The sequence below is a fragment of the Fundicoccus culcitae genome, assembly GCF_024661895.1.
Taxonomy (GTDB): Bacteria; Bacillota; Bacilli; order Lactobacillales; family Aerococcaceae; genus Fundicoccus_A; species Fundicoccus_A culcitae.
Genome location: NZ_CP102453.1, coordinates 1,798,853 through 1,825,161 on the forward strand (window position 1 = coordinate 1,798,853; position 26,309 = coordinate 1,825,161).

A 26,309-nucleotide genomic window follows, 5' to 3' on the forward strand; every position below is an offset into this window, starting at 1 on the left:
GGTGTGTGCTTATTTTTATTTTATGCGTCTTTTATGAAAATTGCCACTAAAAGCTTTCAAGCAGTAGTTTGTGAAAGGTAGGGATAGTTACAAATAATCCGAACGTCCAATCAATAGCGACTGAACATTCGGATTTTAGGAGCGATCATTATTATGCTAACCTAACAAAGCCCCATTTGGCATATCGGCTGGTGCAAAAATTAAGCTTAATTGACCATCCTTTTCGGCTGATAAAATCATACCTTGACTCAGATGCCCCATCATTTTGCGTGGTTTCAAATTAGCCACAATACATAATTTTTTACCCATAAGTTCTTGATAGTTAGGATAAAACTTGGCAATACCCGATAAGATTTGACGATGACCTTTGTCACCAGCATCTAATCTAAATTTCAATAATTTATTAGAACCTTCAACCGGCTCAACATCAATTACTTCTGCGACTTTCATTTCGACTTGAGCAAACTGTTCAAATTCCACACTTTCAGTTTCTTCATAGACTAACTCAACCTTTGCCGGATCCCAGTCATCGACTACTTCATCCGTTGATGAACTAACCTTTCCTGACATGTGTTCAGAAATATAAGCGACTTCTTGTTCAACATCGAATCGAGGGAAAATTGGTACACCTTTTTCAATAACTGTCACATCGGCAGGCATTTGCCCCCAGGCTAACGCTTCAATCGTCAAATCCATTTGATCAGGCATACCCAATTGAGTAAAGATTTGCGTTGGTGCTTGCGTTAAAAACGGACGTAATAAGTGCGCTACAATTCTTAAGGTTTCAGCTAAGTGATACATGACGGATTTTAATTTTCCTGTATCGGCTTCATTTTTAGCCAATACCCACGGTGTTGTTTCGTCGATGTATTTATTGGCACGTGAAACAATGGTCATGACGTGTTCGATAGAAGTAGCGATTTTTAAGTCATCAAAACCTTGATGGTAAGCTTGTATATGTTCTGTAATAAAGGCTTCATATTCTGAATCCACCACTGTGGCTTCATGCTCATCGCGATGAGTAGGTACCTTACCTGCAAAATACTTGTTCATCATTGCAATGGTTCTATTTAAGAGATTGCCCAAATCATTGGCTAAATCTGTATTTGTTCGTTTAACAAAATCTTCCGGGGTAAAGGTATTGTCATTGCCTTGCGACATTTCACTTAATAAGTAGTAACGGGTTGCATCTAAACCATAGCGTTCAATTAACACTTCTGGATAAACAGCGTTGCCTTTCGATTTAGACATTTTCCCATCTTTCATTACTAACCAACCATGCGATAAGATTTGTTTTGGCAACGGCAAATCTAATGCCATTAAAATGGTTGGCCAATAAATGGTATGGAAACGTGTAATATCTTTACCGATAACATTTAAGTCATTAGGCCAGAATTTTTCAAAGTTTTCTGTGTTATCAGATCCATAACCTAAGGTTGTAATATAGTTAGCTAAGGCATCAATCCAAACATACACGACATGTTTTGGATTAGATTTTACCGGAATTCCCCATGAAAAAGTGGTTCGCGAAACCGCCAAATCTTCTAAACCAGGTTTAATAAAATTATTAACCATTTCAGTTTTTCTAAACTCAGGTACGATAAAATCAGGGTGCTCTTCATAATATTTCAACAAACGATCCGCATAGTGGCTCATTCTAAAGAAATAAGATTCTTCTTTTACCCATTGCACCTCATTGCCGGTTGGTGCTATACCACCTGTCATATTACCCGCTTCATCCCGGTAAACCTCAGCCATTTGACTTTCAGTAAAGTACTCCTCATCACTGACAGAATACCAACCCGAATATTCTCCTAAATAAATATCGCCTTGTTCTAACAATTGTTCAAAAATATCCTGGATGGCTTTTTCATGCGAAGCATCCGTCGTACGAATAAAATGATCATAGGAAATATCCATTAATTGATATAATTCCTTAATACTATCCGCCATACCATCAACATAGGTTTTTGGATCCATATGCAATTTTTCAGCAGCTTGTTCAATTTTTTGACCATGTTCGTCTGTTCCGGTATTGAAATAGACATCATAACCCATTAGGCGTTTATAACGCGCAATAGCATCAGATAAAACAGTCGAATAGGTGTTACCAATATGTAGTTTTCCACTCGGATAATAAATGGGGGTGGAAATATAATAGGTTTTTTTATTTGTTTGATTCGTCACGAATGAGTGCCTCCTAATTGTTGATTGCTTTTCCCATTATAGCACAGAGCTAGCTAGATTTCTTGTCTTAATAAACAGGATTATATGGCTTTTTCTAAATCGTTCACTCTTTTCCACTTGCATGTCTTATGAATTTTATCTATGATTAAAGTAAATAAAATTTAAGCATATAGTTATTTATGGAAATTTGGTTAAATCCCAATACAGTCCCGCCACTGTAATCAGTAGTTATACTGGAGTCAGGTCTTTAAATAAATATATTGGACTGTGAATGTTTCGAGGCAAAATGTCACACGATATTTAACTAGGCCTCAGTGCCTAGTTTTTTTATTATTAGAAAAGAGGAAAAACATGAAAAAATATGCATTGTTATTTAGTAGTTTCTTAGTATTAGCTGCTTGCGATACAACGACCGTTGAGAACGACGTTGAATCCCTTGAAGAAAGTGTCGCATCTGTCAGCGTCGGAGATGAAGTCGCAGAAATTACCGTGACAATCAACCTTTTTATTCCTGATGAAGAAATTGAGGAGACCCATGAATTCCAAACTGAAGATGGCGCTATCTTATTAGATGTTATGCAAGCAAACTTTGATATTGTCGATGACAACGGCTTTATCACTTCCATCGATGGTTATGAACAAAACGAAGCAGATAGTAAATATTGGCTTTTTGATATCAATGGCGAAATGGCCGAAGTGGGTGCTGGTGAGTTAGAACTGGCTGAAGGCGATGTCGTTGATTGGAGTTTGGCTGGTTTTGAGTAATTGGCGTCCGCAATTTAACGTAAAGCGAATCGCCCTCTTGGCTATTTTCGTTTCACTAGCCTATGTTGGCCGGATCCTTTTCCAATTCATTCCCAATGTACAGCCTGTAACGGTCATTATTTTGATTATTACCTTAACCACTCATACCCTAGACGGGTTGATTGTGGCGGTTCTATCAATTATCTTATCAAACACCTTATTAGGTATGGGACCATGGACATTAGCACAAGTTGTTTCCTATGCCTTACTGATTGCTTTTACAGGGGTATTTATTAAACGCTTTTATATCCCTTCAAATAAATATAACCGAATCTTTTTCGCTTTTTATGCTTTCCTGATAGGCCTTCTATATGGTTTTATCATCTCTGTTATTAGCGTTAAAATGTATGGTATCAATCATTTTTGGGCCTATTACATACGCGGACTGCCTTTTGATTTAGCACACGCTATCGGTAACTTTATTTTTTATCTATTACTTGAGCCTGTCCTATCCCCCTTAATCAAGAAATACTATCCCAAAAATGTTTAGCAAAACAAAACATGCCAAACCCGCTTAGATAGCCTTTATCTAAACGCGTTTGGCATGTTTATTTAGATTAATTTACAATCCACACCGCAACTGTGCATGACAATTTGTACAGGTATTGCAACCACCAATATCCTCCACAACTCCCATACGACAAATCGGGCAGGTGTCACCAACTTCGGATCCATAAACAACATCATCCGTATGCCCTTGTTGCAAATAGTGCTCAGAATGCGCTTTTTCCACTAATTGGCGTAATTCTTCTGAATCATCCACAATGCGGGCATCTTCCATCTCAAACAAAGTAATCGTATTATCTTGTTCATTTTCTTCGGCTTCTAAAGTAAGTACTTGCGAATCACGTGATCCATCAACATAAACGGTCCCGCCTTTTGCCCCACCTTTAAACAAACGTTCATAAATTTTTGCAACTTGGCTCACAGAATATCCTTTTGGTGCATTGACCGTTTTAGAAATTGAGCTATCTACCCAACGTTGAATAGTTGTTTGCACATCCACATGTTCCTCAGGAGTCAATTCCATCGCTGACACAAAATAATCCGGTAAATGATCCGCATCTGCTTCTGGATGATGATCCAAATATTCTTGAACAATTTGGGAATTCACTTCAATAAATTTCCCAAGTCTACCACTGCGGAAATATTTAAAGGCAAAGTATGGTTCTAGCCCTGTAGATACACCGACCATCGTTCCTGTACTACCGGTTGGCGCTACAGTTAGTAGATGCGAATTACGGATACCATGTTCAAGAATACCTTGACGAACATGTTCCGGCATCCGACTGACATAACCCGTATTAATAAAGCGTTCACGTAATTTTTGCGTTTCCGCTTCATTATCTCCGACTAAGAAAGGGAAACTGCCGCGTTCTTTAGCTAGTTCAATGGAAGTTTCATAAGCTGTTACTGCAATCGTTTCAAACACCTTATCAACGACTTTATTGCCTTCTGGCGATCCATAACGATGTTGTGTATAGATGAGTAAATCGGCTAACCCCATAACGCCTAAACCAATCCGACGTTCACCCAGGGCTTGTTTACGATTTGCCTCTAAAAAGTAAGGCGTAGCATCAATAACATTATCCTGCATTCTTACACCCGTACGAACGGTTTGTTTTAATTTAGCGTAATCAACTGTATGGCTTTCTTTATTTACCATTTCAGCCAAATTAATGGCAGCTAAGTTACAAACTGAATATGGTGCTAAAGGCTGTTCGCCACAAGGATTGGTTGCAACAACTTTTTGTCCGTAAGCTTTAGCATTTGTATCGTTATTGGCATTATCAATAAAGAAGACACCAGGCTCCGCTGAATATGTCGCACAAATATTGATTAACTTCCACAGTTCACGTGCTTTAATACTGCGATAGACACGGATACCGTATCCTTTGGCTTCCCATTCACGCACATCACCAACTTCTGGCCATTCTGCATTATAGGCAGCCATTTCAGCTTCTGTGTATGTTTCAACAGCCGGGAAGCGTAATTCCCAATCAGCATCCGCTTCAACGGCTGCCATAAAATCGTTTGTTAATGTAATTGAAATGTTTGCACCTGTTAAAAATTCTGGATTGTTAACGGAGTAGGTGCCTCCATCTTTCAATTTTTGCTGTGCATTTTCAATCACAGAATCTCCAAAACCACCATATCCGGGAATCTCTTTATAGCGTACAATATTTTCATACATATCTTGTTCCGTTGCTGAAAGAGGTGTGAATTTTAACTTTTCTTCTGCTAAACGAATAATTTGTTCATCGTCGGATTGTTCGATTAAAAAGCGTAAAATGCGTGGATTTTGCATTTTAGATATAATGAATTCGATAATATCAGGATGCCAATCAGCCAACATAATCATTTGTGCTCCTCGGCGTGATCCACCTTGTTCAACCAAATGTGTTAACTGTGCAATATCATTCAACCAAGATACGGACCCTGAAGATTTCCCGTTCACTCCACGTGCTAAAGTATTACGTGGTCTTAAGGTTGAACCATTCGTACCAACGCCACCCCCTCGGCTCATGATTTCCATCACTTCTTTACGATGATCAGAAATACCACCTCTTGAATCAGGAACCAAGGGCATGACATAGCAATTAAAATACGTTACATCCGTCTTTGAACCCGCACCATACAAAACGCGACCAGCAGGTACAAAATTCATGGCTGACAGTTCTTCATAGAAAGCATTAAAGGCTGTTTGTTGTTGCTCCTCATCTTCTTCAATCTCCGCTAATCCTCTTGCGTTTCGTTTAGCGATTTGTTCATAGTATACCTCGAGCGGTTTATCAATCGTTTCAATATCACGCACAACGATGCCGCTTTCAATCTCGATAGGGTCTTCCAATGAACTTCTATAAGCTTCTTCAACCCAAATGGTCACTCGATTTTCATCAATGGCTTGGACAATACCTACACCACGTGCTGGGTATTGCGAGTCATTTTTTACGGTCAAAACAACTAAATCACCAGCTTCTAAAGTGGTTTTAGCTGTATCTTTGAAGGCATACCGATCTAACATGACCATTCGCGAAATACCACTATGGGTGATATGCATATCATCCTCAATCGGGTGCACCTGGGGGAATGCTTTAATCGCTTCGTTTAATTGGTTTTTATTCCAATCCATGATTTTATTGGTTTTCAATTCCATTATATGTCCTCCTAAAAAATACTCATTAAAAAGGGTTCGCAACATATAGTTTTATTTTCCTTAAAAAACCCTACATATTGTGTCTTAGTAAGTATAACGAATCTAGGCAGTAAAAACAATGGATCTAAACTACTTTTCTAGTTTAAAATACTTATATATCAAACTTAAGCAGCAATCCTTAAATTTTGATTAGAATTCATGCGGAAATTATTACCTATCAGTATTTGTTATTTTATTGATTTGTTTATTTATTTATATTTAGTTTTAAAAAGCATATTCATTGCACGATAAGACTCGTTATCCTATACTAAAAGTAACAAAAAAACAGGAGGTTTTTTGATGGCTAAAGTAGCAACGGTTATAACAAAACTATTTGAAGATGTTGAATTTACTTCTCCTAAAGAAGCATTAGTTGCAGCAGGACATGAAGTGATAACAATCGGTTTTAACGCTGGCGAAATCATCGAAGGTAAGAAAGGTCAAGCTCGTGTTACAATTGAAAAAGCTATTGATGAGGTTAATCCAGCTGATTTCGACGCCTTACTCATCCCTGGTGGCTATTCACCGGACCAATTGCGTAAAGATGATCGTTTTTTAGATTTCACCCGCCATTTTGCCTTACACCAAAAACCTATTTTCTCAATTTGCCATGGCCCTCAATTACTCGTTAACGCTGGTGTTTTAAGCGGTCGCAACATAACGGCGGTTAAGCAAGTGGCGATCGACGTTAAAAATGCTGGTGCCAATTTCTTTGATGAAGCCGTTGTGATTGATCCTACTGGCCTCATATCAAGTCGTACACCAGAAGATTTGCCCGCTTTTAATGCGGCCATTGTCAACGCCCTTAAATAAAAACATTTAAGAAAAGGAGCTTTTTTATGGAAATAAGTTTTCACGGCCAATCTTGTGTTTATATTGAACACGATGGCCTTCGTATAATTATCGATCCTTTTATCACAGGGAATGAACTCAGCGATTTGGAAGCCAATGATGTAGACGTGGATTTTATATTATTAACTCATGGCCATAATGATCATTTTGGAGATACCATTTCAATTGCGAAACGCTGTAATGCCACCGTTATTGCCCCTAATGAGGTGGCTAATTTTGTCGCAGCAAAAGGTATCGAATCAATCGGTGGTAGTGGACACTATGCTTTTGGCGAGTTGAAGTTTGTACCCGCCCATCATAGCTCTAGTTACCAAGAAAACGGCCAAGTGTTTTATATGGGTGTGGCGACGGGTATGATATTGAAAATCGGTGGAAAAACGATTTATCACACGGGCGATACTTGGTTATTTAGTGATATGAAATTAATTGCAGACCGTAATGGTCCTATCGATGTGTTATTTATTCCCATTGGTGATCATTACACGATGGGCATTGAGGATGCAGCATATGCGACAAATGAATTAGTAAAACCTTCCATTGTCGTTCCAGTCCATTACAATACCTTCCCACCCATCCAACAAGATCCAAATCGTTTTAAAGCAATCATTGATGATTCGATCGATTGTCAAATACTGGAGCCTGGGGATAAAGTTAATTTTAACTAGAAATAAAACAGACTGCTTTTATGTAACTTTACACAGAAGCGGTCTGTTCTTCTAATAAATTATCGCTTATGTTAGAATAACAACTAATGGTTTATACACTATTTCAAAGGAGATCCAAATGTCACATACTGAAATTTATTTTAAAGAAGGCCGTCGAGCAGTATTGTTATTACACGCTTATACCGGTAGTGTTGCTGATATCCGCCGCACAGCCCGTGCCCTTCAAAAAGCCAATTACACTGTTTATAGTTATAATTTATCCGGCCATGGGACTGATCGCGTAGAAGACGTGTTAGCCTCAAGCCCGACTGAATGGTATGCTTCTGTCAAAGAGGCTGTTGCCTTTCTACATGAAGAAGGGTTTCAAGAAATTGCTATTCTTGGCCTATCACTAGGCGGAACGTTAGCTACACGAGCTACCATCGATCACTTAACAACCATTGGTGCTGGGGTATTTAATTCGCCCGTTACCGAAGCGAGTGGTGAAGGCAGTCGTGTTCATCGTTATTTTTTAAAAATTGCTGAAAAACAAAAAAGAGATAAAGGGTTATCTACGGAAGAAATTGAAAATGAAATGGAAGCCATTAAAATTGGGATTGTTAAACAACTTGATGACATCAAACAGTTTAGTCATGGTGTCCGTGAAAATTTAGATAAAATCACACTGCCTTTCTATATTGCGCAATCACAAAAAGATGAGTTAATTCATCCACAAGCAATGGTCGATTTAAAAAACGCATTAGTCAACGCCCCAGTTACGTTTGAATCCTTCCCCGAAAGCACCCACGTTATCACAATCGGAAAAGAGTATAAACGTTTTCAAGAATCCGTCATTCGTTTTTTAGATAAACTTGCTTGGACCGTCTAAAAACATACAAAAACCGAATATTATCTTAGACTAGTTAGCTACTTTAAGATAATATTCGGTTTTTTGTTCTTTAGCCAGTCTACAAAAACATCTGTCATAACCATACCCATGGAGATAAAAAGACGTTTCTTAATAATTCACAAAGTTATTGGTTTGGTCGCATTAAAACTTGACGCTCTTAAGTGCACGACGTATGCTTAAATTGAAATAACAGACGTTTCTATGGGTTGTTTCCTAGCAAAGTTGCTAATTATTAGAGTTCAATTGAAACTGGAGGTTGACAACAATGAGTGCCAATTTCATTAAGATGGCAGTTGTTTATTTTATTATTGGTGTTGGACTGGGTTTGTATATGGGAGCTGTCGAGCAGTTTGAATTAGGTCACGCACACGCACATATAAACTTGCTAGGATGGGTTTCACTGGCTTTATCCGGGTTAATTTACAAAGCCTATCCCGCTTTAAGTCATGGAAAACTAAGTTTAGTACACTTTTGGGGATTGATTCTAGGGACACCTTTTTTAACGGCTGGAATGGCCTTGATTGGTCTTGAACGCTTCGAGATAGGTGTACCCATTGCCATGATAGGAGGACTTGCTGTATTAGTCGGTGTTTTAGCTTTTGTGATCAATGTTTTTAAACATGTAAGCGATTAGCTTTTGTCGTACTGATGACTTTTGACGGACGGTTTAAGACAACTAAAGAAGCGAATATTATCTTACCGTAGTTGCCTACTTTAAGATAATATTCGGTCTATTGTATACTTAACTACTCAGCAGCATCTTTTGTTATACCAAATGAATAAACCATTTCAACGGTTCTTTCTTCACCTTCGAGCAACTCACCTTCAATTTGATACAATTCAACTAATAATTCATTACCTTCAATAGTATAAACAGCAAAGTTTTGAATAGCTGAATCACGGTTGTTTGAATGCGATGTTTCGAAAGCATCCGATGTTTGTGGTTGGTTTCCATAGGCGAATAGAGCATTATAGTAATCGACATCTTCTTGCGTCATCCAATCTAATCTTGGGCGTACAGATATCATATGTTCTAAACCTTTACTATAAATATCATCATATTCTTTCGTTCCACCCGTATTTGGTAATAAGAAGACCGTTCCTTCTGGGTTATTATAGTATGTTACACCATCAACCTCAGTTGTTTCTACATCTTCTAACACACCATTTGAGAAGTTTTCATCGGTTGGAACGAATAATAATGGGTATGTGGCTGAGATAACATGATCGTGACCTTGTAAGGCTAAATCAATATCTAAATCATCAATTTGTTCCATGAATTTTTCACGTACAGCTTGCACATCACTATCTTGTAGAGAGTGGTAAGATTTAGAGAAAATCGGTTTATGGTAAGCTAAAATCACCCATTCAGCACCATTAGCGCGTGCATTTTCAACGTCTTCACGTATCCAAGCTAACTGTTCTTCACCTAAAGCTTCCCCATTTGATTTATTATCATTGGTGTTTCCAACGACAAAGTGAACACCATTGTAATCATAAGAATAGTAAGAACCACCTGTAATAGCATCATTTGCTGCCGGCACATTGATATGTTCGTTAAATTTAGTTTCTACTTGCGGATCGCCATAAACTAAAGCATACTCATCATGATTTCCTGGTGCAACGGCTAATGGCACTTGTAAGAAGGAATCGCGTGATTGTTCCATAATATCAATCCACTCATCTTCAACTTCAGCCACTTCAACGAAATCACCTGTATGTAAGACAAAATTTGCTTCTACTGTTTCAAGTGCTTTTTCAATCGTATCCGCACCAAATGCAGCTTCATTACGCACATGTTCATTCCAATAAGCATTTTGTGTGTCAGTATAGTGCGCAAACGTAAAAGCTTCACCTGCTTCACCTGAAGTCGTAAACGTACCAATTTCACTACGTTCACCTTCTGCACTACCTACTTGATAATAATAAGTGGTATTAGGCGATAATTCTGTAGCAATGGCTTTATATGCGTATTCAGTAACATCCACTAGATCCATTGAACCAACATTTCCATACATCCATGCTGCATTGTCGGTTGTAATATTCTCGTCAGTATAGTAGCCATTAATGGTTGGATTACCCTCTTCATCTAAAACAACTTCGCCTTCTTCATCATAGGCAACATCAGCGAAAATAAAGAAGCCATTTTCATCACGTTCCCCATAACTTGAAGTCACTTCAGTTGCTTCAGCGGCAAATTCTACAGCATCACTTAAGTCTTCTGAAGTTCCAACCCATACAGTTGCATCTTCAGCTAAATCTGTCGTATACCAATTGAATCCCATTTGTGTTTGCGTATCCCCATTGAAAGATACAATAAGTCGATTAGGCACATTGTTAGGTAAAATCTCAGCTACAGCTGGTTTTTCCTCAGATAATTCCATCTCTTGGGCTAGAGTCGATACAGGTGACAGTAATTGAGTTGCTAATAATAACGAGGCAAAAAGTGTCGTCGCTTTTTAGTCAGTGTCATTTTGTCCCTCCACAAATTTTTTTAGGCATCCATAAAACACCTATATGGACATTGTAGCCAAATAATATCAATTTCAGGTAAATATAACGTAAACTTTTGGATAGAATCGATTGAATTGTTAAATTAATGTAAATATAAGGTAAAGTTGTAAAATCCCAAAAATTCTAATACCAATTGATCCAAATAAAAAAGAGGAGCATCAGCTCCTCTTTTTGACTCATTTAATTTTTAATATACTCTTAAGGCAAAGCTTGGAGTAAAGTTGTTAATGTGGTTATATTCTAATGGTGTTCCTGGTTGTGATGCATGGATGAAGCTTCCGCCTCCAGTAGCAATTGCAACGTGCCATGTACCTCCTGGACTACCCCAGAAATATAAATCTCCTGCTTGAGCTTCACCAACACTAATCATCGTACCTGATGATTCTTGCGCTCCCGTCCATCCACCAATTTCCATGCCGAATGCTTCGCGGTAAACGTATTGTACAAAACCTGAACAGTCGAATCCTGAAGGTGTTTTTCCACCCCACACATAGGGTGTTCCAAGATATTGAGCAGCTACTCCAACAACACTACCATATTGGCTTCCACCAACTACAGGCTCTTCATAGACTGGTTCTTCGTAAACTGGCTCTTCATAGACTGGTTCTTCGTAAACTGGCTCTTCTACGACAGGCTCTTCGTAAACTGGCTCTTCTACGACAGGCTCTTCATAAACTGGCTCTTCCACTACGGGTTCTTCGTAGACTGGCTCTTCTACGACAGGTTCTTCGTAAACTGGCTCTTCTACGACAGGTTCTTCGTAAACTGGCTCTTCTACGACGGGTTCTTCAACAATTTCTTGAACAGGTAGTTCTTCGATGACTTCAACGATTGGTTCTTCAACTGGAAATTCAACAACTTCTTCGACAACGGTTGGTGTTTCGATAACTTCAACCGTTTCAACTTCTTCGACGTATGGTACTTCATCGACGGCTGGTGTTGTAGCTGCAGCTACTTCAATCGCTGCTTCTTCTTGAGCAAGTAAATCTGCTTCAGCTTGTGCTTGTAAAGCTAATAATGCGGCTTCTTCTTCAGCTTGTGCTTGTGCTAATTCAAAAGCATCTTTTTCTGCAATTAATGCAAGACGATTTTCTTCGGCTAATGTTATGTCTGAAGTTAATTGAGCAAAAACAGCTTCGTGATTAGCATTTTGTGCTTCTAAGTCAGCTTTTAAAGCTTCAAGCGACACCATTTTGTCTAACTTCTCATTTTTAGCAACTTCCGTTTCAGCTTTTTTAGCTTCTACAGCTTCTTTATCTGATTTTTGTACGTTAATTAATTCTTTGTTGTTAGAAACCATTTTACGTACCACATCGATACGTCCAACAAAGTCACTAACTGAGTCTGCAGATGCAATAACATTTAAGTAGTTTGATGAACCACCATTTACTTGTACGGCACGTGCTTGATCAGCTAATAATGATTCACGTTTAGCAATAACATCTTCTAAATTTGTGATTTGTGTAGCTAATTCACTGATTAATTGGTCATCTTCAGCGATAGCAGCTAATAATGTATTCGCTTCAACATGAATAGCATCTAATTCAGCATACGCCATAGCTAATTCAGCATATAAAGCTGTTTGTTCAGCAGTTAAAGTGTCAATAGCAATCTCAGAATCTGAAATCAAGTAATCATAATCTTGTGCTAAAGCAGAAACTGGAGCAGCAACGGCACTTAAAACGGCTGCTGATGTTAATAAAGTTTTGAATAATCTTCTCGAAAAAGTCTTCTTCATATTTTATTGCTCTCCTATTTTATCTCGTTTATTTAATAAATATCGCTTAGTCATATAAAATTCATATATTATCAGTAAAATGTTCTAAAAATTAACCTGAATGAATATTATCATATTTAGCTTAACAATTGGCTGTTTTATTCAATTCGTATACTACTTGTAACAATCTTGTAAAATACGACTTTAGTTGTAATACCGAAATAAAATCATTAATTCATAAGAAAATTTGATTTTTTTGTGAAGAAGCAGTGATATTTATTTGATTTTGGATAAGCTTGAGCTTGAATTGATTTAGGGGTGAATTTTCTATATAATCAGTGTATCGTTTAACAATACACGTAGGGAGTGACAAGGTTGTCAATAATTAAAGATTTAGAATGGCGCGGTGCCATATTTCAACAAACCGATGCTGAGGGCTTAGAAGAATTTGTCAGTGAAAAGGCGATTGGTTTGTATTGTGGTATTGATCCGACAGCGGATTCTATGCATGTCGGCCATTTAATTCCATTTATGTTTTTAAAAAGATTTCAATTAGCAGGACATAATCCTGTCATTGTTATCGGTGGTGCAACTGGGTCCATCGGCGACCCTAGTGGTCGTACCAGTGAACGTTCATTACAATCAATGGATGTCATTTTTGAAAATGCCAATAAATTAACTAAGCAAATGCAACAACTCTTTTTAAAAGGGGATGTTGATCAAACTGGTTTTCGAATTGTGAACAACTACGATTGGTTAAGCAAAATTTCGCTGTTAGATTTTTTACGGGATTATGGTAAGCACTTTAATGTTAATACCATGCTTAGCAAGGATGTTGTTGCTTCACGTTTAGAAGTGGGTATTTCTTTTACTGAATTTACTTACCAAATTCTTCAATCAGTCGATTTTCATCATTTATACAAAGAAATGGATGTTCAATTACAAATCGGTGGCGCTGATCAATGGGGAAATATTACGGCGGGATTGGATTTTATTCGTCGGATGGAAGGTCATGAAGTGCAAGCCTTTGGGTTGACGATTCCATTAATGTTGAAGTCGGATGGTACGAAGTTTGGTAAATCCGCAGAAGGCGCCATTTGGTTAGACCCTGAAAAAACAACGCCTTATGAATTTTACCAGTTTTGGTTAAACCAAGCTGATGAAGATGTCATTAAATTCATTAAATACTTTACCTTTTTATCACGTGAAGAAATTGAGGATCTCGAAAAAGAAGTTGCGGAGCAACCACATTTACGTCGAGCTCAAAAGACCTTAGCTGAAGAAGTTACACGCTTTGTTCACGGTGATGACGCATTGAATGAGGCTTTGCAAATTACTGAGGCTTTATTTACCGGTGAAGTCAATAACTTGTCTGCGACGCAAATTGAAGAAGGTTTTAAAAATATGCCTCACTTCTCTGCCCCTAGAGAAAAAGCTTCTTTAGCCGTCTGGTTGGTAGATATCGGTTTAATTGAATCTCGCCGACAATCACGCGAATTTATTTCAAATGGTGCCATTACGCTCAATGGCGAAAAAGTCACGGATGTTGATTTTGAAGTTAGCCCCGATTTAGCCATTGGCGAAAAATATTTGATTGTCCGTCGTGGCAAGAAAAATTATTACTTAGTCACATTTGAGGCTGAATAATTTAGTTATACATTTTAAGGAGCAACGGGAATGGATTATTCCGAGTTGCTCCTTTTTTGTGTAGTGCTTATCGTTCACGATAAATTGGCATGGACATACAGCGTGGACCGCCACGTCCTCGAACTAATTCGCTCCCTTTAATTTTGTGTAGTTTTATACCTGCATCTTCTAGCAGTTGATTCGTCACAATGTTCCGATCATAAACAATTAATTCACCAGGTGCTAAGGCTAAGGCATTTGCCCCATCATTCCATTGTTCTCTAGCAGATACTACTGGATCATCCCCACCACAACGAATAAGTTGAACATTCTCAAGCTTGAGAGCTTCTTCTAAAATATGCTCTAATGATTCCATTTTTTCTTCCAAACGGATACCACCGCGACCGTCTTCTGTAATAGCAAAAACTTTTAAATAGTCTTCAATTTCAGGATGAATAAGAAACTTATCATGGTCAATCATGGTGAAGACTGTATCAAGATGCATAAACTTCCGGTTGCTGCCTATCATAAACGCTAAAACTTGCTGATAAGATGTATCCTTAAAGACATTACGGGCAATTTTTTCAATGGAACGCGCATCGGTTCGTTGTGAAATGCCAATGCCTAAAACATCTTTTGATAAAACAAGTATGTCGCCACCTTCAATATAGGTCGATTCATTCCGGAAATAATACAGGGGGACTTTTTGATTATTGAAGGCCGGGTGGTGCTCGAATAAATATTTTCCATAAATCGTTTCCCTGTTTCTTGTTTCAGAATACATATAATTCAAAGCTACCCCATTTCCGATGGTCGCAAAGGGATCCCGGGTGAAATACAAGCTAGGCATCGGGTCAATTAATAGGGGATAATCTTTATTGATGTTGTCCAAAAGTGTATTCCCATGAGGAACTTTAATCTCTGCTTTCGTAAAACCTGCCATCGTTTTTAAAACCATCTCAAAAGTATCCTCGTAGGCCATTAAGTATTCTTTAACTTTTGCGTAATGACTACCTGGCTCTAGCCCAGATTCGCTTAACCATTCATCAATGAAAGCTTCCTTTACTTGCGCATCATCAATGGCTTGAGCTACCAATTGTTCAAGGTATAAGACCTCAACATCATTCTCGTTCAATACGCGTGCAAAAGCATCGTGCTCTGCTTGGGCGGCTTCCAAATAGGGAATATCATCAAAAAGCAGTCTTTCTAAATTCATTGGAATTAGATTTTCTAATTCTTTTCCAGGTCGATGTAAAATCACACGTTTTAGGCGACTGATTTCAGAAAAAACTTGAATCGGCATTTCTTGTCGTTGTAACATCATCTCTTCCTTTCTCCCACTTAATACATCCATTGTAACAAGAAGACGGAAAGGTTTACACTAATTTGGATCTCAACAAAAACAGTAGCTTCTCTTTGAGGGAGAATCTACTGCTTTATTTATGCATAGATATTTATTTTTGGGTTTCTTGCATCCATTGTTGGTGTTGCGACGCTGAGGCGAATATATAATGATCTTTTGATATTTCAAATGTCTCAACAGCGTCATCCGTCGGTTGATAGGTGTAGTGGATTCTTTGACGTTTACTCTCACTGATTGGATCAGGTTTTGGAATGGCTGATAATAGTGAGCGGGTATAGGGGTGAATGGGATTATTATAAATATCTTCTGAACGTCCCAACTCCACAATTTTACCATTATTCATTACCGCAATTCGATCGCTAATATATTTTACCATCGATAAATCGTGCGCAATAAACAAATAGGTTAGATTTTGCTCTCTTTGTAACTTTTTCAACAAGTTTACGACTTGTGCTTGAATGGAGACATCTAAGGCCGAGATAGGTTCATCGGCTATGATGAATTTGGGATTAAGCGAGAGCGCCCGTGCAATCCCAATTCTTTGACGTTGCCCGCCAGAGAATTCATGTGCATAGCGGTTAGCATGTTCTCGATTAAGCCCTACTTCTTCAAGTAAAGCGCCTACACGTTGACGGCGTTCGCTTTTATTTTTGTACATTCCATGAATGTCAAAACCTTCCCCAATGATTTCACTGACCGTCATCCGTGGATTCAATGAAGCATAGGGGTCTTGAAAAATCATTTGCATGTTTTTAGCCAAAGCCTTGCGTGATTGATTGTCTTGACGTGTCGAAATGACTTGGCCATCATAACGAATTTCACCTTCCGTAATGTCATATAAGCCGATAATTGAACGTCCGGTAGTCGACTTGCCACTCCCCGATTCGCCAACTAAACCTAAGACTTCACCTTCATAAACATCAAAGGAAATCCCATCGACAGCCTTTATCGGAGCGGATGCTTTGCCAAAGTATTGTTTTAATCCAGAAACTTCTAGTAATTTTTTCTTACTCACCGGTTTCAACTCCTTCATAAGCAAGGTAACGCTCAATCCGTTTTTGGATGACGTCTGGAACAGGAACTTTAGGTGCTTGAGGATGAAGCAACCATGTTTTGGCGTAATGTTGATCATTTACCTTATACATAGGTGGTTCTTTTTCATAATCAATGGCTAAAGCATAACGATTTCTAGCTGCAAAGGCATCACCTTTAGGCGGATTTATTAAATTCGGTGGTGCACCTGGAATGGTATACAGCTCTTCTTTATTGGAGCTATCCATATCAGGCATGGAACCCAATAACCCCCATGTATAAGGGTGTTTAGGATTATAAAAGATTTCATTAACAGAACCATATTCTACAATTTGGCCTGCATACATAACAGCGACTTTATCCGCTACATTTGCCACAACGCCTAAGTCATGGGTGATAAAAATAATCGAGTTATTGTTTTTTGACTGTAATTTTTTCATTAACTCTAATATTTGTGCCTGTATTGTCACATCTAAGGCTGTCGTAGGCTCATCTGCGATTAATAATTTAGGTTCAGCCGCTAAGGCAATCGCAATGACCACCCGTTGCCGCATACCACCAGAAAATTCATGGGGATATTGTAAATATCTTTTTTCAGGATTAGGGATACCTACTTCCTCTAATAATTCAATCGCTTTTTGTTTTGCAGCTTCGTTAGATATTTTTTTATCATGTATTTTAATGGCCTCAACAATTTGTTTACCAATTCTAATCGTTGGATTTAAGGCAGTCATGGGGTCTTGAAAAATCATAGCAATTTCATTCCCGCGAACTTTAGACATTTCGTCATCGTTAAGCTCAAGCAAGTTACGCCCCTCAAAAATAATCTCACCGGCATCATAGCGACCAGGAGGTATAGGAACTAATTGCATAATGGCATTACTGGTCACGCTTTTGCCCGATCCTGACTCACCTACAATGGCTAGTGTTTCACCTTTTGCTAAAGTAAAATCGACACCTCGAACAGCTTGAACAACTCCAGCAAAGGTTTTAAATGAAATATGTAAATTTTTTACTTCTAAAATGGTTTCATTCATTGTGTCACCTCTACTTACGTAATTTAGGATCTAGGGCATCGCGTAAACCATCACCCACAGCATTAAAAGCAAAAATAGTAATTGAAATTAAAATGGCTGGAAATATCAAACGCCAAGGAGCTGTAATAATAGCCTCATTACCTTCAGAAGCCATCGTCCCCCAACTTGCCATAGGTGGTGTTACACCCAATCCAATATAGGATAAGAATGATTCAGTAAAAATTGCTCCAGGAATGGTTAACGTCATGGTAACGATAATTGATCCCATAGCATTAGGGATTAAATGGCGTCTAATTAAATGCCAATTGCTAGCCCCTAGCGTTCTAGCAGCCAGAACATATTCTTGATTTTTTATAGTTAGAACTTCACCACGAACAATCCGAGCCATCCTAACCCAGCCTGTAATAGACAAAGCCACAATCATCGGTAAAAGACCTTGTTGCATAACAACTAATAACATAATTACTACTAATAAATAAGGAATCGCCGTTAAAATATCGGCAATACGCATCATGACATTATCCACTCTTCCGCCAACCATGCCGGAGATACTCCCCCATAAAACACCGATAACTAAATCGATGGCAGCCGCTGAAAGACCAATGAGTAACGAAATACGCGCTCCAACCCAACTCCGTACAAACACATCCCGACCTAAATTATCTGTCCCAAACCAAAAATCTCGATTAGGAGGGGTATTATAAAAGCCTGTTTGTTCACTAAAGGAATATCTAGAGACTATTGGTACAAAAATTGCCATTAAAACGACAATAATTAAAACGACTAAACCAAAAACCGCTAATTTATTTCGAATAAAGGTATTAAATACCTCTGACCAAAAAGAAACGGTCTTTTGTCCAAGGATATCTGTTTCTTCATCACGACCTCCGACAACTTCGAAATCTTGAGCTGTTAAATTATCTTGTTGTAATTCCATATTAATCAGCTCCTTCCAATTTAATCCGAGGATCAATCATCACATAAAGAATATCCACGATTAAAACAGCAAATAAAAGTAAGATGGAATAAAAGACGGTTGTCCCCATAATAACCGTGTAATCTCGGTTATTAATACTTAATACAAAATGCCGTCCTAAACCTGGAATAGCAAAAATATTTTCCACCACAAAACTCCCCGTCACGATACCTGCTGTAAGAGGTCCTAAATAGGTCACGACTGGTAATAAGGCATTTCGTAATGAGTGTTTAAACACAATCCCCCATTTCCGTAAACCCTTAGCCTTTGCGAGTTTAACATATTCCGAGGTATTCTGTTCTAATAAACTTGAGCGTGTCATCTTAGCAATATTCCCCATATACCCTAAACCAAGCGCAATAGAAGGAAGAACGGTGTGCATATAGCTCTTCCAACCTGAAATAGGGAACCAGCCTAATTTTAAGCCTAAAAAGTATTGCAATAAACCTGCCAAAATAAATGACGGAATAGATATACCTAATACCGCTATAATAGTTGCGATATAATCACCGGCTTTATTATGGTACATAGCTGATATAACCCCTAAAAGAACACCTAATCCTACAGCTATTAATAATGCCTGCCCGCCTAAAGCAAGTGAAACGGGAAAACTTTCAGCAATCATGTCATTCGTTGAACGTCCCCGATATTTCATTGATTCGCCAAAATCAAAACGAAAAATATTTGTTAAATAATTCCAATATTGAACGTACCAAGGATTATCCAAGCCATACTTTGCATTTAACTGTTCTTGAATCGCTGGCGTCATTGTTTGTTGCTCTCCTGCAAATGGGTTACCTGGCGCAAGTCGCATGAGGAAAAAAGTTGCTGTAATAATGACGACGAGAGCAATTAAAATGTAGCCCGTACGTTTTAAAATATATTTTGCCATATTAACCTCCTTGTAAAAATGTTTTTTTTGTGCGTTTCTACCTATACGCACAAAAACTACCCGCGATGGGTAGTTTTTGTCCTTGTTAAGTGTCTTATATGCTTGATACTATTCAGCGGATAAAGAAACATTTTTTAGATCAATATTTCCTAACGCATCTGGAGACATATTTTGAACAGTTGGTTTAAGAACATAGTTATTAGCATAGAAGTAGATTGGTATTACAGGCATTTCTCCCATCATTAATGCCTCTGCTTCTTTTAGAATACCAATTCTTGCTTCTGGGTCAGTTTCAGCACGAGCACTATCAATTAAGGCTTGATAATCATCATTACTCCAACCTGTATCATTGTTACCATCATCAACCGTACGGTACATATCTAAGAATGAAGAAGCATCATTGTAGTCTGCAATCCAACCTAAACGTGCTACTTGATAATCAAGAGCAGATACTTTATCTAAGTATACTTGCCATTCAGTATTGTCGATAGTTGCATTAATACCTAGGTTTTGAGCCCATCCTTCTTGGATAAATTGAGCAACCGTAGCATGCGCTTCACTTGTGTTAATCGAAATGTTAATGGTCAATTCACTTGGATCAGATAAGCCTAATTCTTCTAATCCAGTAGCTAAATACTCTTGTGCCCCTGCATAATCAGCATCTGCAAAATAACCTGGATCTTCTTCAAATCCAGCAACTGTAGGAGGCACTAAGCTCATCGCTGGTAACTGACCACCTTTAGTAATGTTATCAACTAATCCTTGACGATCAATTGCTAAAGCTAACGCTTTACGAATATTTACATTTGACATCACTTCATCCGTCACATTCACTTTATACCAATAGATAGCCGCATATGGAGCCGTATTTAATTCATCATTGGCACGATACAAATCAATCGCATCTAAGGATACGGTACTATATGGTGAACCTAAATAATCAAGATTTCCTGCTTGGTATTCAGCGTTAGCGGTTGATTCTTGCTCAATAATTTGAACATTAACCACATCAAGCGCTACATTTTCATTATCCCAATAATTTTCATTATCAACTAAAACATAATCACTATTGTGGTTCCATTCAGATAATAAGAAAGCCCCATTGGTTACATAACCTTCACTGGCACCCGCAGCCCAATCTGGATCAGCCTCTACAACGGCTTGATTAACTGGCATAAAGGTATAGAAAGCAGTTAGACTTAAGAAATAAGCTGTTGGGTTTGCTAAGGTAACTTCTAACGTACGCTCATCGACAGCCGTGATTCCAACACTGTCAGCATCGCCTTCACCTGAATTATAAGCTTCTGCCCCATCAATTATGAACATAATTGATGCATATTGTGAAGCTGTTTCAGGATTTAATACGCGTTTCCAGGCATATTCAAAATCATTGGCTGTAACTGGATCCCCATTTGACCAAGCCGCATTTTCGCGAAGTGTAAATGTATAGACAAGACCATCTTCACTCATTTCCCATGATTCAGCCACACCAGGTTGAATGGTTTCATCCGCCGCTAAGTGAGTCAACCCTTCAAAAACATTTTTAATAATGGCACCAGACGTAGAGTCCGTTGCTAACGCTGGGTCAATCGTTGGTGGCTCAGAACCAATAGCTAAATTTAAAACTTGCTCTTCCTGAGCAGAAACAGTCGTAAATACAGAACCAACTGTTGAGAATGATAAAAGTGCAGCACTTAAGGCAATTGTCTGTTTAAGAAATTTTTTCATGGAATTCCCCCTTTAATTTTGACACCACTTAAACATTGAAGACATTTAACAAATCAAACATTATATTTGAATAAATGAAATATAATATTTTTCTCATCTTTTGTCAATGTTTTCATTGAATTTTAATAAACATTTTTGCACACTGTGTAAATCGCATGAAAAATTCTCCAAAAAAAGAGCATTTAAAACAACTGGGAAACATCCTCAGCTAGGTTGAGGTTTCACAATTATCAAATACTCATGACGTTTGGCTTATTCAATTTTTCCAACTATCTGGGCTCCAGGCAGAACCATCAAGTAAGCCTTGTTGTTTTTCAAGACGATTTTTTTGTTCCGGATACAATTGCTTGACTGCCACGGTTAATAAAGCTTTGGTTGGATAGTCTTTAGCTTTTTCCAACCAACCTTCCAAAAAAGTAGCCTCCCATGGATTTTCTGACTTCACACTCACCACTCCTCCGTTATCGTGTATAACTCATCAATTTCATCAGCTTGATCGCTTAATTGTTGAATAAATATCTCAAACACCATGTGTTCCTCATCTGTCAACGCTAAATTATTCGCATTTAACTGTTTTAATTTATTAATGAGATAGGATTGTAAAACTCTAAAACTATCACTTGCACCTGTTTCTAAATAACAGGCATAACGTACCATTAAAGTCATTTTCTGAAATTCGGTTAAATAATTAAATTGGTGAAGAGTAAAAGGGGTTAAATAATTCATTTCAAAATGTCGTGCAAATACTTCATAGGGTGATAACAAGTCTGAAATAACACGTCCTTCTGTTCCACCGGGTTGGTAAGCCGACGCTTTCACTCCAGCAATCAAGACAATACCTAAACGTTTATTTTTTAATTGTTGAATAAAGGCATAGTCCTTATAAGAATGATTGAAAACCTGATCCATCCAGTGCTTCATAATGGCTGGGGCTTGGTACCAATACAGCTGGAATTGAAAGATTATTTGATCATAAGCGACAAGGCGTTTTCGTTCCTTATTCACATCAAACGCTTGATGCTCCATATACTCTTTAGTCAAATCAACATATGTGACATCGGTTAACGCTCTTCCAGAGCTCAATAGAAACTGATGGCTACTTGATTCATTAACATTTGGGTGAGCTATATACACTATTGTTTTCATGAATTTAGCCCCTTTCTATACATATTTACTAAAATTGATTATATCAAAAAAAAGCAATGAATAACCGTTTTATGGATTATACATTGCTTTTATAATAAATCATTATTCTCCAGTATTAGTTTCTGGTAAGTCTTCACTAGGTGACTCATCAATCGGCGGCTCTGAATATTGTGGTTCTGAAGCAGGCGGCTCTGAATAAGGTGGTTCTGAATATGGTGGTTCTGAAACAGGTGGATAATATGGTTCTGACCATGAATATTCTGGCTCACTATATACAGGTGGAAGATAGACTTCCTCTTCGCTAGAAGCTACCTCAATTTCAGTTGTTTCTTCCTCCTCTAAACTAGCTAGTTCAAATTGATCTTGATTCGCAATTAAGGCTTGTGTCAATAATTCAGACGGTTCTAACGCCACTAAAACCAAATCATAATAGCCAGGAATTTCAGCAATTAAGACACTAATTTCATCAATAAAACGGTCAACATAAGTTGTCGCATCCTCTTCTAATTTAGTGTGATAACTTTCTTCTTCAACTTTTTCTAATAACATTTCAAAATTCCGCATTGTTTGACCAATCACACCAATTTGGCCATCCTCAATCGTAATGGCGTTAACATCTTTTAAGGCATCCACTGCTTGTTGATATTGTTCAATACGGTTATTAACATAGTCTAATAAGCGATTGATCGTTTGTTCAAAGGCATCTAATTCAGCGACATCAGCTGATGAAGCTTCTTCTTGGGCTGAAACAATCGAAACTTGCCAAAAATTTAAGGAGGCATTTTGGGTTTCATCTGTGCCATCAAAATAATATTCCGCTATAATTTCCTCAATTTGTTTTAAGGTTAAATTTTCTTTAAGTGGTAAATTTTCAATAACTTGATCGCCATTGATGGCTTTTTCTTCACCTTCAAATAAGTCATTGACAGCCGTTTGTGCCTCAAATTTGTTTCTGATAATAGCTATTTCTTCTTCATATTGACTTGCATCAGCCGCTACAATTTCAGCTTCAATCGCATCAATTTCTTCAAGTGTAATATCAGTTCGTAAAAAATCTCTAGCATTTTCATCTTGATACAGTTCGCTCAAGTTAGGTTCATTGGTTTGAATAGAACTCTCAGTAAAAACAGGCTGTTCCGCAATAGTTTGCGATTCACGAAAAGAATAAAATCTTAGTACAAGAACAAGGACGACCACCAAAGCAGCCAATACTAATCCTTTTACCGCATTATTCATTAAACTTGCTCCTTTAACTATAATAATTATTGTTAATTGTATCACTAAAACCACCAAGTTTGTAGCTTTGTCACAGTATTTTAATTATTTTCCGAAAATTTAATAATTCCCTTCAAATAAATACCTTCGAAAAGGCTATTTAACCGTCAATTGCAACAATAAGTAAAAACACCTTTTTATGAAAGATATTTTTTTCATAAAAAGGTGCTATTTAGTTATTTATTTGGTTCTTCTGGGGGTAAAGGTAGCTCTATTTTGAAAACAGACCCTTTGCCTAATTCACTTTCAACCGTTATCGTTCCATTATGCGCTTCTACTAAGGATTGAACCACAGCTAAGCCAATGCCTGATTCACCAAATTTGGTATTTTTCCGTGAGATATCGACCTTATAAAATCTTTCCCAAATACTCTTAAGTTGATCTTGGTCAATTCCTATACCATTATCGATTACTTCAATTTGTACCGCTTGGTCTAATTGTTTACCTCGCATAATAATTGTTCCATTATCAGTAAACTGGATAGCGTTTGTTACCAGATTAATCAAAATCTGAACAATGCGATCATTGTCAGCCCAAATGACCAAATTATCGGCTGCTTCAATTTGGATGGTGTTATTTTTTTCGTTGGCTTTGCTTTGTAATTGTTGTTGAATTTGAATCAACAACTTTTTAACTTCAATTTTTTGGGGTTTCAATACAATTTCATTACTACGTATTTTCTCATAGTCTAAATTTTCATTAACTAAGCGCGTTAAGCGTTGGGTTTCTTTGTTAATAAGTTCTAAACTTCTTTCACGTTGATTCTCAGGAATCATATCATTCATTAAACCTTCTAACAAACCACTCATCGTTGTCAATGGGGTACGCATTTCATGGGCTGCATCCATCATAAACTGTCTTCTTAAATTTTCTTGGCGTTTAATTTCTTTTTGGGATTCATCTAAAGAAACAGCCATCTCTTGAAAGTCCCTTGCTAGATCCCCTAGCTCATCACGACCGCGGGTATCAATTTCAATGTCATAATTGCCTTGACTAATTTGCCTAGTAGCATTTTGCAAACGTTTAATTTTCCGTGTTTGAAATAAGGCTGATATAACACCGAGTAAAATCCCAAACACACTAGCAATGCCCATGGCTACCATGATGTTCTCTTGCATCGATTGAACTTGCTCATTAAGTTGTTCTAAGGGTGCTCCAAGACTTACAAAGCCAGCAGGAAACTCACCGCCTGTATAGGTAATCGGTAAAAAGACCGTAGCCATTTCAACGACTTCTCCCGTTTCTACATAGCGTTGTGTACTACTGAGTCCTAATATTGATCCATTTCTAATCGACTCAAGGTTTTCTTGCGATAAGTTAGAATTATAGCGTTGATCATAGGTTGGATAAATAATCCGCCCATCCGATAAATAAACTTGAATTTCGATATTTTCACTTGCTAAAAGCAGTGAAGCCCTCTCTAAATCATCCCGGGTAAAATTATTCGAAATAATATTTTGTCCATAATTAATTAATTGGGTTTGCCTTGATAAAAAGATTTGATTTTGCATATATGAAGAAACACGATACGCACTAATCCCTAAAGCAATCAGTAAGACCAACAGAATACCTAAAATCTGTTGCCAAAGAACCTTCATTAATTATCACCTGGTTCTTCGTATTTATAACCCACTCCCCATACAGTTTGAATTAATTGAGGGCCAACCAATTCGATTTTTTGACGTAACTTTTTGATGTGGGCATCAACGGTCCGTTCATCCCCGTAGAAAGGATCTTCCCAAATACTTTTAAGTAATTGTTCTCGACTAAATACACGCCGTGGATTTTTAGCAAACATCACTAATAAATCAAATTCTTTAGGCGTGAGATTTTCAATCGGTTTGTCTAAATAGACGGCTTCACGTGTAACAGTATTTATTTTCACTGAATCTGTCACAACATTATAATCGCCTTCGACTAAATTTTCACTGGCTTCAGGTACAACATGGGCTCGTCGATGCAAAGCTTTCATTCTCGCTAACAACGTTAACGGGCTAAATGGTTTAGTTACATAATCATCCGCCCCCATTTCTAAACCAATCACTTGATCACTCTCTGAGTCTTGGGCGGTTAACATGATAATGGGTGTTTCTTTCGATATCTTCCGCATTTCGCGACAAATATGCATCCCATCCATAGATGGTAAATTCAAATCTAATATAACTATATCCCATATATTAGGTTCTTTACGATAGGCTTCAAAGCCTTCTGCGCCATCGTGGTAAAAACTAGCTGTAAATGCTTCTTTTTCAAAAAACATTGACATCATTTCGCAAACTGATTCATTATCTTCAATCATTAATATATTCATGGTCGTCTCCTTTATCCATTTTTTCAAATATTTATACCTATTATACACCATTTCCACTAAAAATTTGAATGATTGAAGTTGTCTCTTAATTTTGTATGG

The 26,309-nt window shown here is 37.7% G+C and carries 22 protein-coding genes and 1 riboswitch; of the genes, 7 read left to right on the top strand and 15 right to left on the bottom strand.

What is annotated here, in order from left to right:
* Positions 1-156 precede the first annotated feature (156 nt).
* A complete protein-coding gene (gene metG / locus NRE15_RS08145) occupies positions 157-2,187 on the bottom strand; it encodes a methionine--tRNA ligase (protein WP_313792397.1) in 2,031 nt (676 codons plus the stop codon).
* Between the two features lie 154 nt (positions 2,188-2,341).
* Positions 2,342-2,485, top strand: a riboswitch (adenosylcobalamin (AdoCbl) riboswitch).
* 53 nt (positions 2,486-2,538) lie between these two features.
* Here metG and NRE15_RS08150 point away from each other — a divergent pair.
* Entirely contained in the window at positions 2,539-2,952 is a 414-nt protein-coding gene (locus NRE15_RS08150) for a DUF4430 domain-containing protein (RefSeq protein WP_313792398.1), read from the top strand.
* Positions 2,945-3,481 carry an ECF transporter S component gene (locus NRE15_RS08155; protein WP_313792399.1) on the top strand — a complete coding sequence of 179 codons (537 nt, stop codon included), beginning with the start codon at positions 2,945-2,947 and terminating at the stop codon, positions 3,479-3,481. Before NRE15_RS08150 ends, NRE15_RS08155 begins: the two co-directional genes overlap by 8 nt.
* Before the next feature lie 72 nt (positions 3,482-3,553).
* Here the strand turns inward: NRE15_RS08155 and NRE15_RS08160 are convergent, their stop codons facing one another.
* The gene (locus NRE15_RS08160) at positions 3,554-6,148 is read right to left on the bottom strand and encodes a vitamin B12-dependent ribonucleotide reductase (protein WP_390887121.1); all 2,595 of its coding nucleotides are present in this window, start codon (positions 6,146-6,148) and stop codon (positions 3,554-3,556) included.
* Positions 6,149-6,487: 339 nt separating this feature from the next.
* Between NRE15_RS08160 and NRE15_RS08165 the strand changes: the two genes are divergently transcribed.
* From NRE15_RS08165 to NRE15_RS08180, 4 genes are all read left to right on the top strand, one after another.
* On the top strand, positions 6,488-7,000 hold the full coding sequence (locus tag NRE15_RS08165) for a type 1 glutamine amidotransferase domain-containing protein (RefSeq protein ID WP_313792400.1): 513 nt from the start codon (positions 6,488-6,490) through the stop codon (positions 6,998-7,000).
* A gap of 26 nt (positions 7,001-7,026) precedes the next feature.
* Complete coding sequence (locus tag NRE15_RS08170; RefSeq protein WP_313792401.1) at positions 7,027-7,704, top strand: metal-dependent hydrolase; 678 nt, start codon at positions 7,027-7,029, stop codon at positions 7,702-7,704.
* Between the two features lie 118 nt (positions 7,705-7,822).
* A complete protein-coding gene (locus NRE15_RS08175) occupies positions 7,823-8,572 on the top strand; it encodes an alpha/beta hydrolase (RefSeq protein ID WP_313792402.1) in 750 nt (249 codons plus the stop codon).
* Positions 8,573-8,858: 286 nt separating this feature from the next.
* Positions 8,859-9,227: a hypothetical protein gene (locus tag NRE15_RS08180; protein WP_313792403.1), complete on the top strand. Its 369-nt coding sequence runs from the start codon at positions 8,859-8,861 to the stop codon at positions 9,225-9,227.
* Between the two features lie 112 nt (positions 9,228-9,339).
* Here the strand turns inward: NRE15_RS08180 and NRE15_RS08185 are convergent, their stop codons facing one another.
* Together NRE15_RS08185 and NRE15_RS08190 are read right to left on the bottom strand one after the other, a co-directional pair.
* A complete protein-coding gene (locus tag NRE15_RS08185) occupies positions 9,340-10,977 on the bottom strand; it encodes a metallophosphoesterase (RefSeq protein WP_313792404.1) in 1,638 nt (545 codons plus the stop codon).
* Positions 10,978-11,294: 317 nt separating this feature from the next.
* Positions 11,295-12,845, bottom strand: a complete 1,551-nt coding sequence (locus tag NRE15_RS08190; protein WP_313792405.1) for a C40 family peptidase — start codon at positions 12,843-12,845, stop codon at positions 11,295-11,297.
* A 354-nt stretch (positions 12,846-13,199) separates the two neighbouring features.
* On the opposite strand from NRE15_RS08190, the gene tyrS reads away from it, so the two are divergent.
* A complete protein-coding gene (tyrS, locus tag NRE15_RS08195) occupies positions 13,200-14,471 on the top strand; it encodes a tyrosine--tRNA ligase (RefSeq protein ID WP_313792406.1) in 1,272 nt (423 codons plus the stop codon).
* A gap of 67 nt (positions 14,472-14,538) precedes the next feature.
* On the opposite strand, the gene arcA is transcribed toward tyrS, so the two are convergent.
* The 11 genes from arcA to NRE15_RS08250 form a co-directional block, all read right to left on the bottom strand.
* Positions 14,539-15,774, bottom strand: coding sequence for an arginine deiminase (arcA, locus tag NRE15_RS08200; RefSeq protein WP_313792407.1), 1,236 nt, complete (start codon positions 15,772-15,774; stop codon positions 14,539-14,541).
* Between the two features lie 130 nt (positions 15,775-15,904).
* Positions 15,905-16,846, bottom strand: a complete 942-nt coding sequence (locus NRE15_RS08205; RefSeq protein ID WP_390887123.1) for an ABC transporter ATP-binding protein — start codon at positions 16,844-16,846, stop codon at positions 15,905-15,907.
* Positions 16,821-17,882 carry an ABC transporter ATP-binding protein gene (locus NRE15_RS08210; RefSeq protein WP_313792409.1) on the bottom strand — a complete coding sequence of 354 codons (1,062 nt, stop codon included), beginning with the start codon at positions 17,880-17,882 and terminating at the stop codon, positions 16,821-16,823. The genes NRE15_RS08205 and NRE15_RS08210 overlap by 26 nt, the downstream gene beginning before the upstream one ends.
* Positions 17,883-17,892: 10 nt before the next feature.
* The gene (locus NRE15_RS08215) at positions 17,893-18,819 is read right to left on the bottom strand and encodes an ABC transporter permease (protein ID WP_313792410.1); all 927 of its coding nucleotides are present in this window, start codon (positions 18,817-18,819) and stop codon (positions 17,893-17,895) included.
* Between the two features lies 1 nt (position 18,820).
* The gene (locus NRE15_RS08220; protein ID WP_313792411.1) at positions 18,821-19,750 is read right to left on the bottom strand and encodes an ABC transporter permease; all 930 of its coding nucleotides are present in this window, start codon (positions 19,748-19,750) and stop codon (positions 18,821-18,823) included.
* Positions 19,751-19,858: 108 nt separating this feature from the next.
* Entirely contained in the window at positions 19,859-21,478 is a 1,620-nt protein-coding gene (locus NRE15_RS08225; protein WP_313792412.1) for a peptide ABC transporter substrate-binding protein, read from the bottom strand.
* Between the two features lie 256 nt (positions 21,479-21,734).
* Complete coding sequence (locus NRE15_RS08230) at positions 21,735-21,923, bottom strand: hypothetical protein (RefSeq protein ID WP_313792413.1); 189 nt, start codon at positions 21,921-21,923, stop codon at positions 21,735-21,737.
* A gap of 2 nt (positions 21,924-21,925) precedes the next feature.
* Complete coding sequence (locus tag NRE15_RS08235; protein ID WP_313792414.1) at positions 21,926-22,624, bottom strand: NAD(P)H-dependent oxidoreductase; 699 nt, start codon at positions 22,622-22,624, stop codon at positions 21,926-21,928.
* 102 nt (positions 22,625-22,726) lie between these two features.
* A complete protein-coding gene (locus NRE15_RS08240) occupies positions 22,727-23,860 on the bottom strand; it encodes a hypothetical protein (RefSeq protein WP_313792415.1) in 1,134 nt (377 codons plus the stop codon).
* Positions 23,861-24,075: 215 nt separating this feature from the next.
* A complete protein-coding gene (locus NRE15_RS08245; RefSeq protein ID WP_313792416.1) occupies positions 24,076-25,497 on the bottom strand; it encodes a sensor histidine kinase in 1,422 nt (473 codons plus the stop codon).
* Complete coding sequence (locus tag NRE15_RS08250; RefSeq protein WP_313792417.1) at positions 25,497-26,210, bottom strand: response regulator transcription factor; 714 nt, start codon at positions 26,208-26,210, stop codon at positions 25,497-25,499. The genes NRE15_RS08245 and NRE15_RS08250 overlap by 1 nt, the downstream gene beginning before the upstream one ends.
* Between the last annotated feature and the right edge of the window lie 99 nt (positions 26,211-26,309).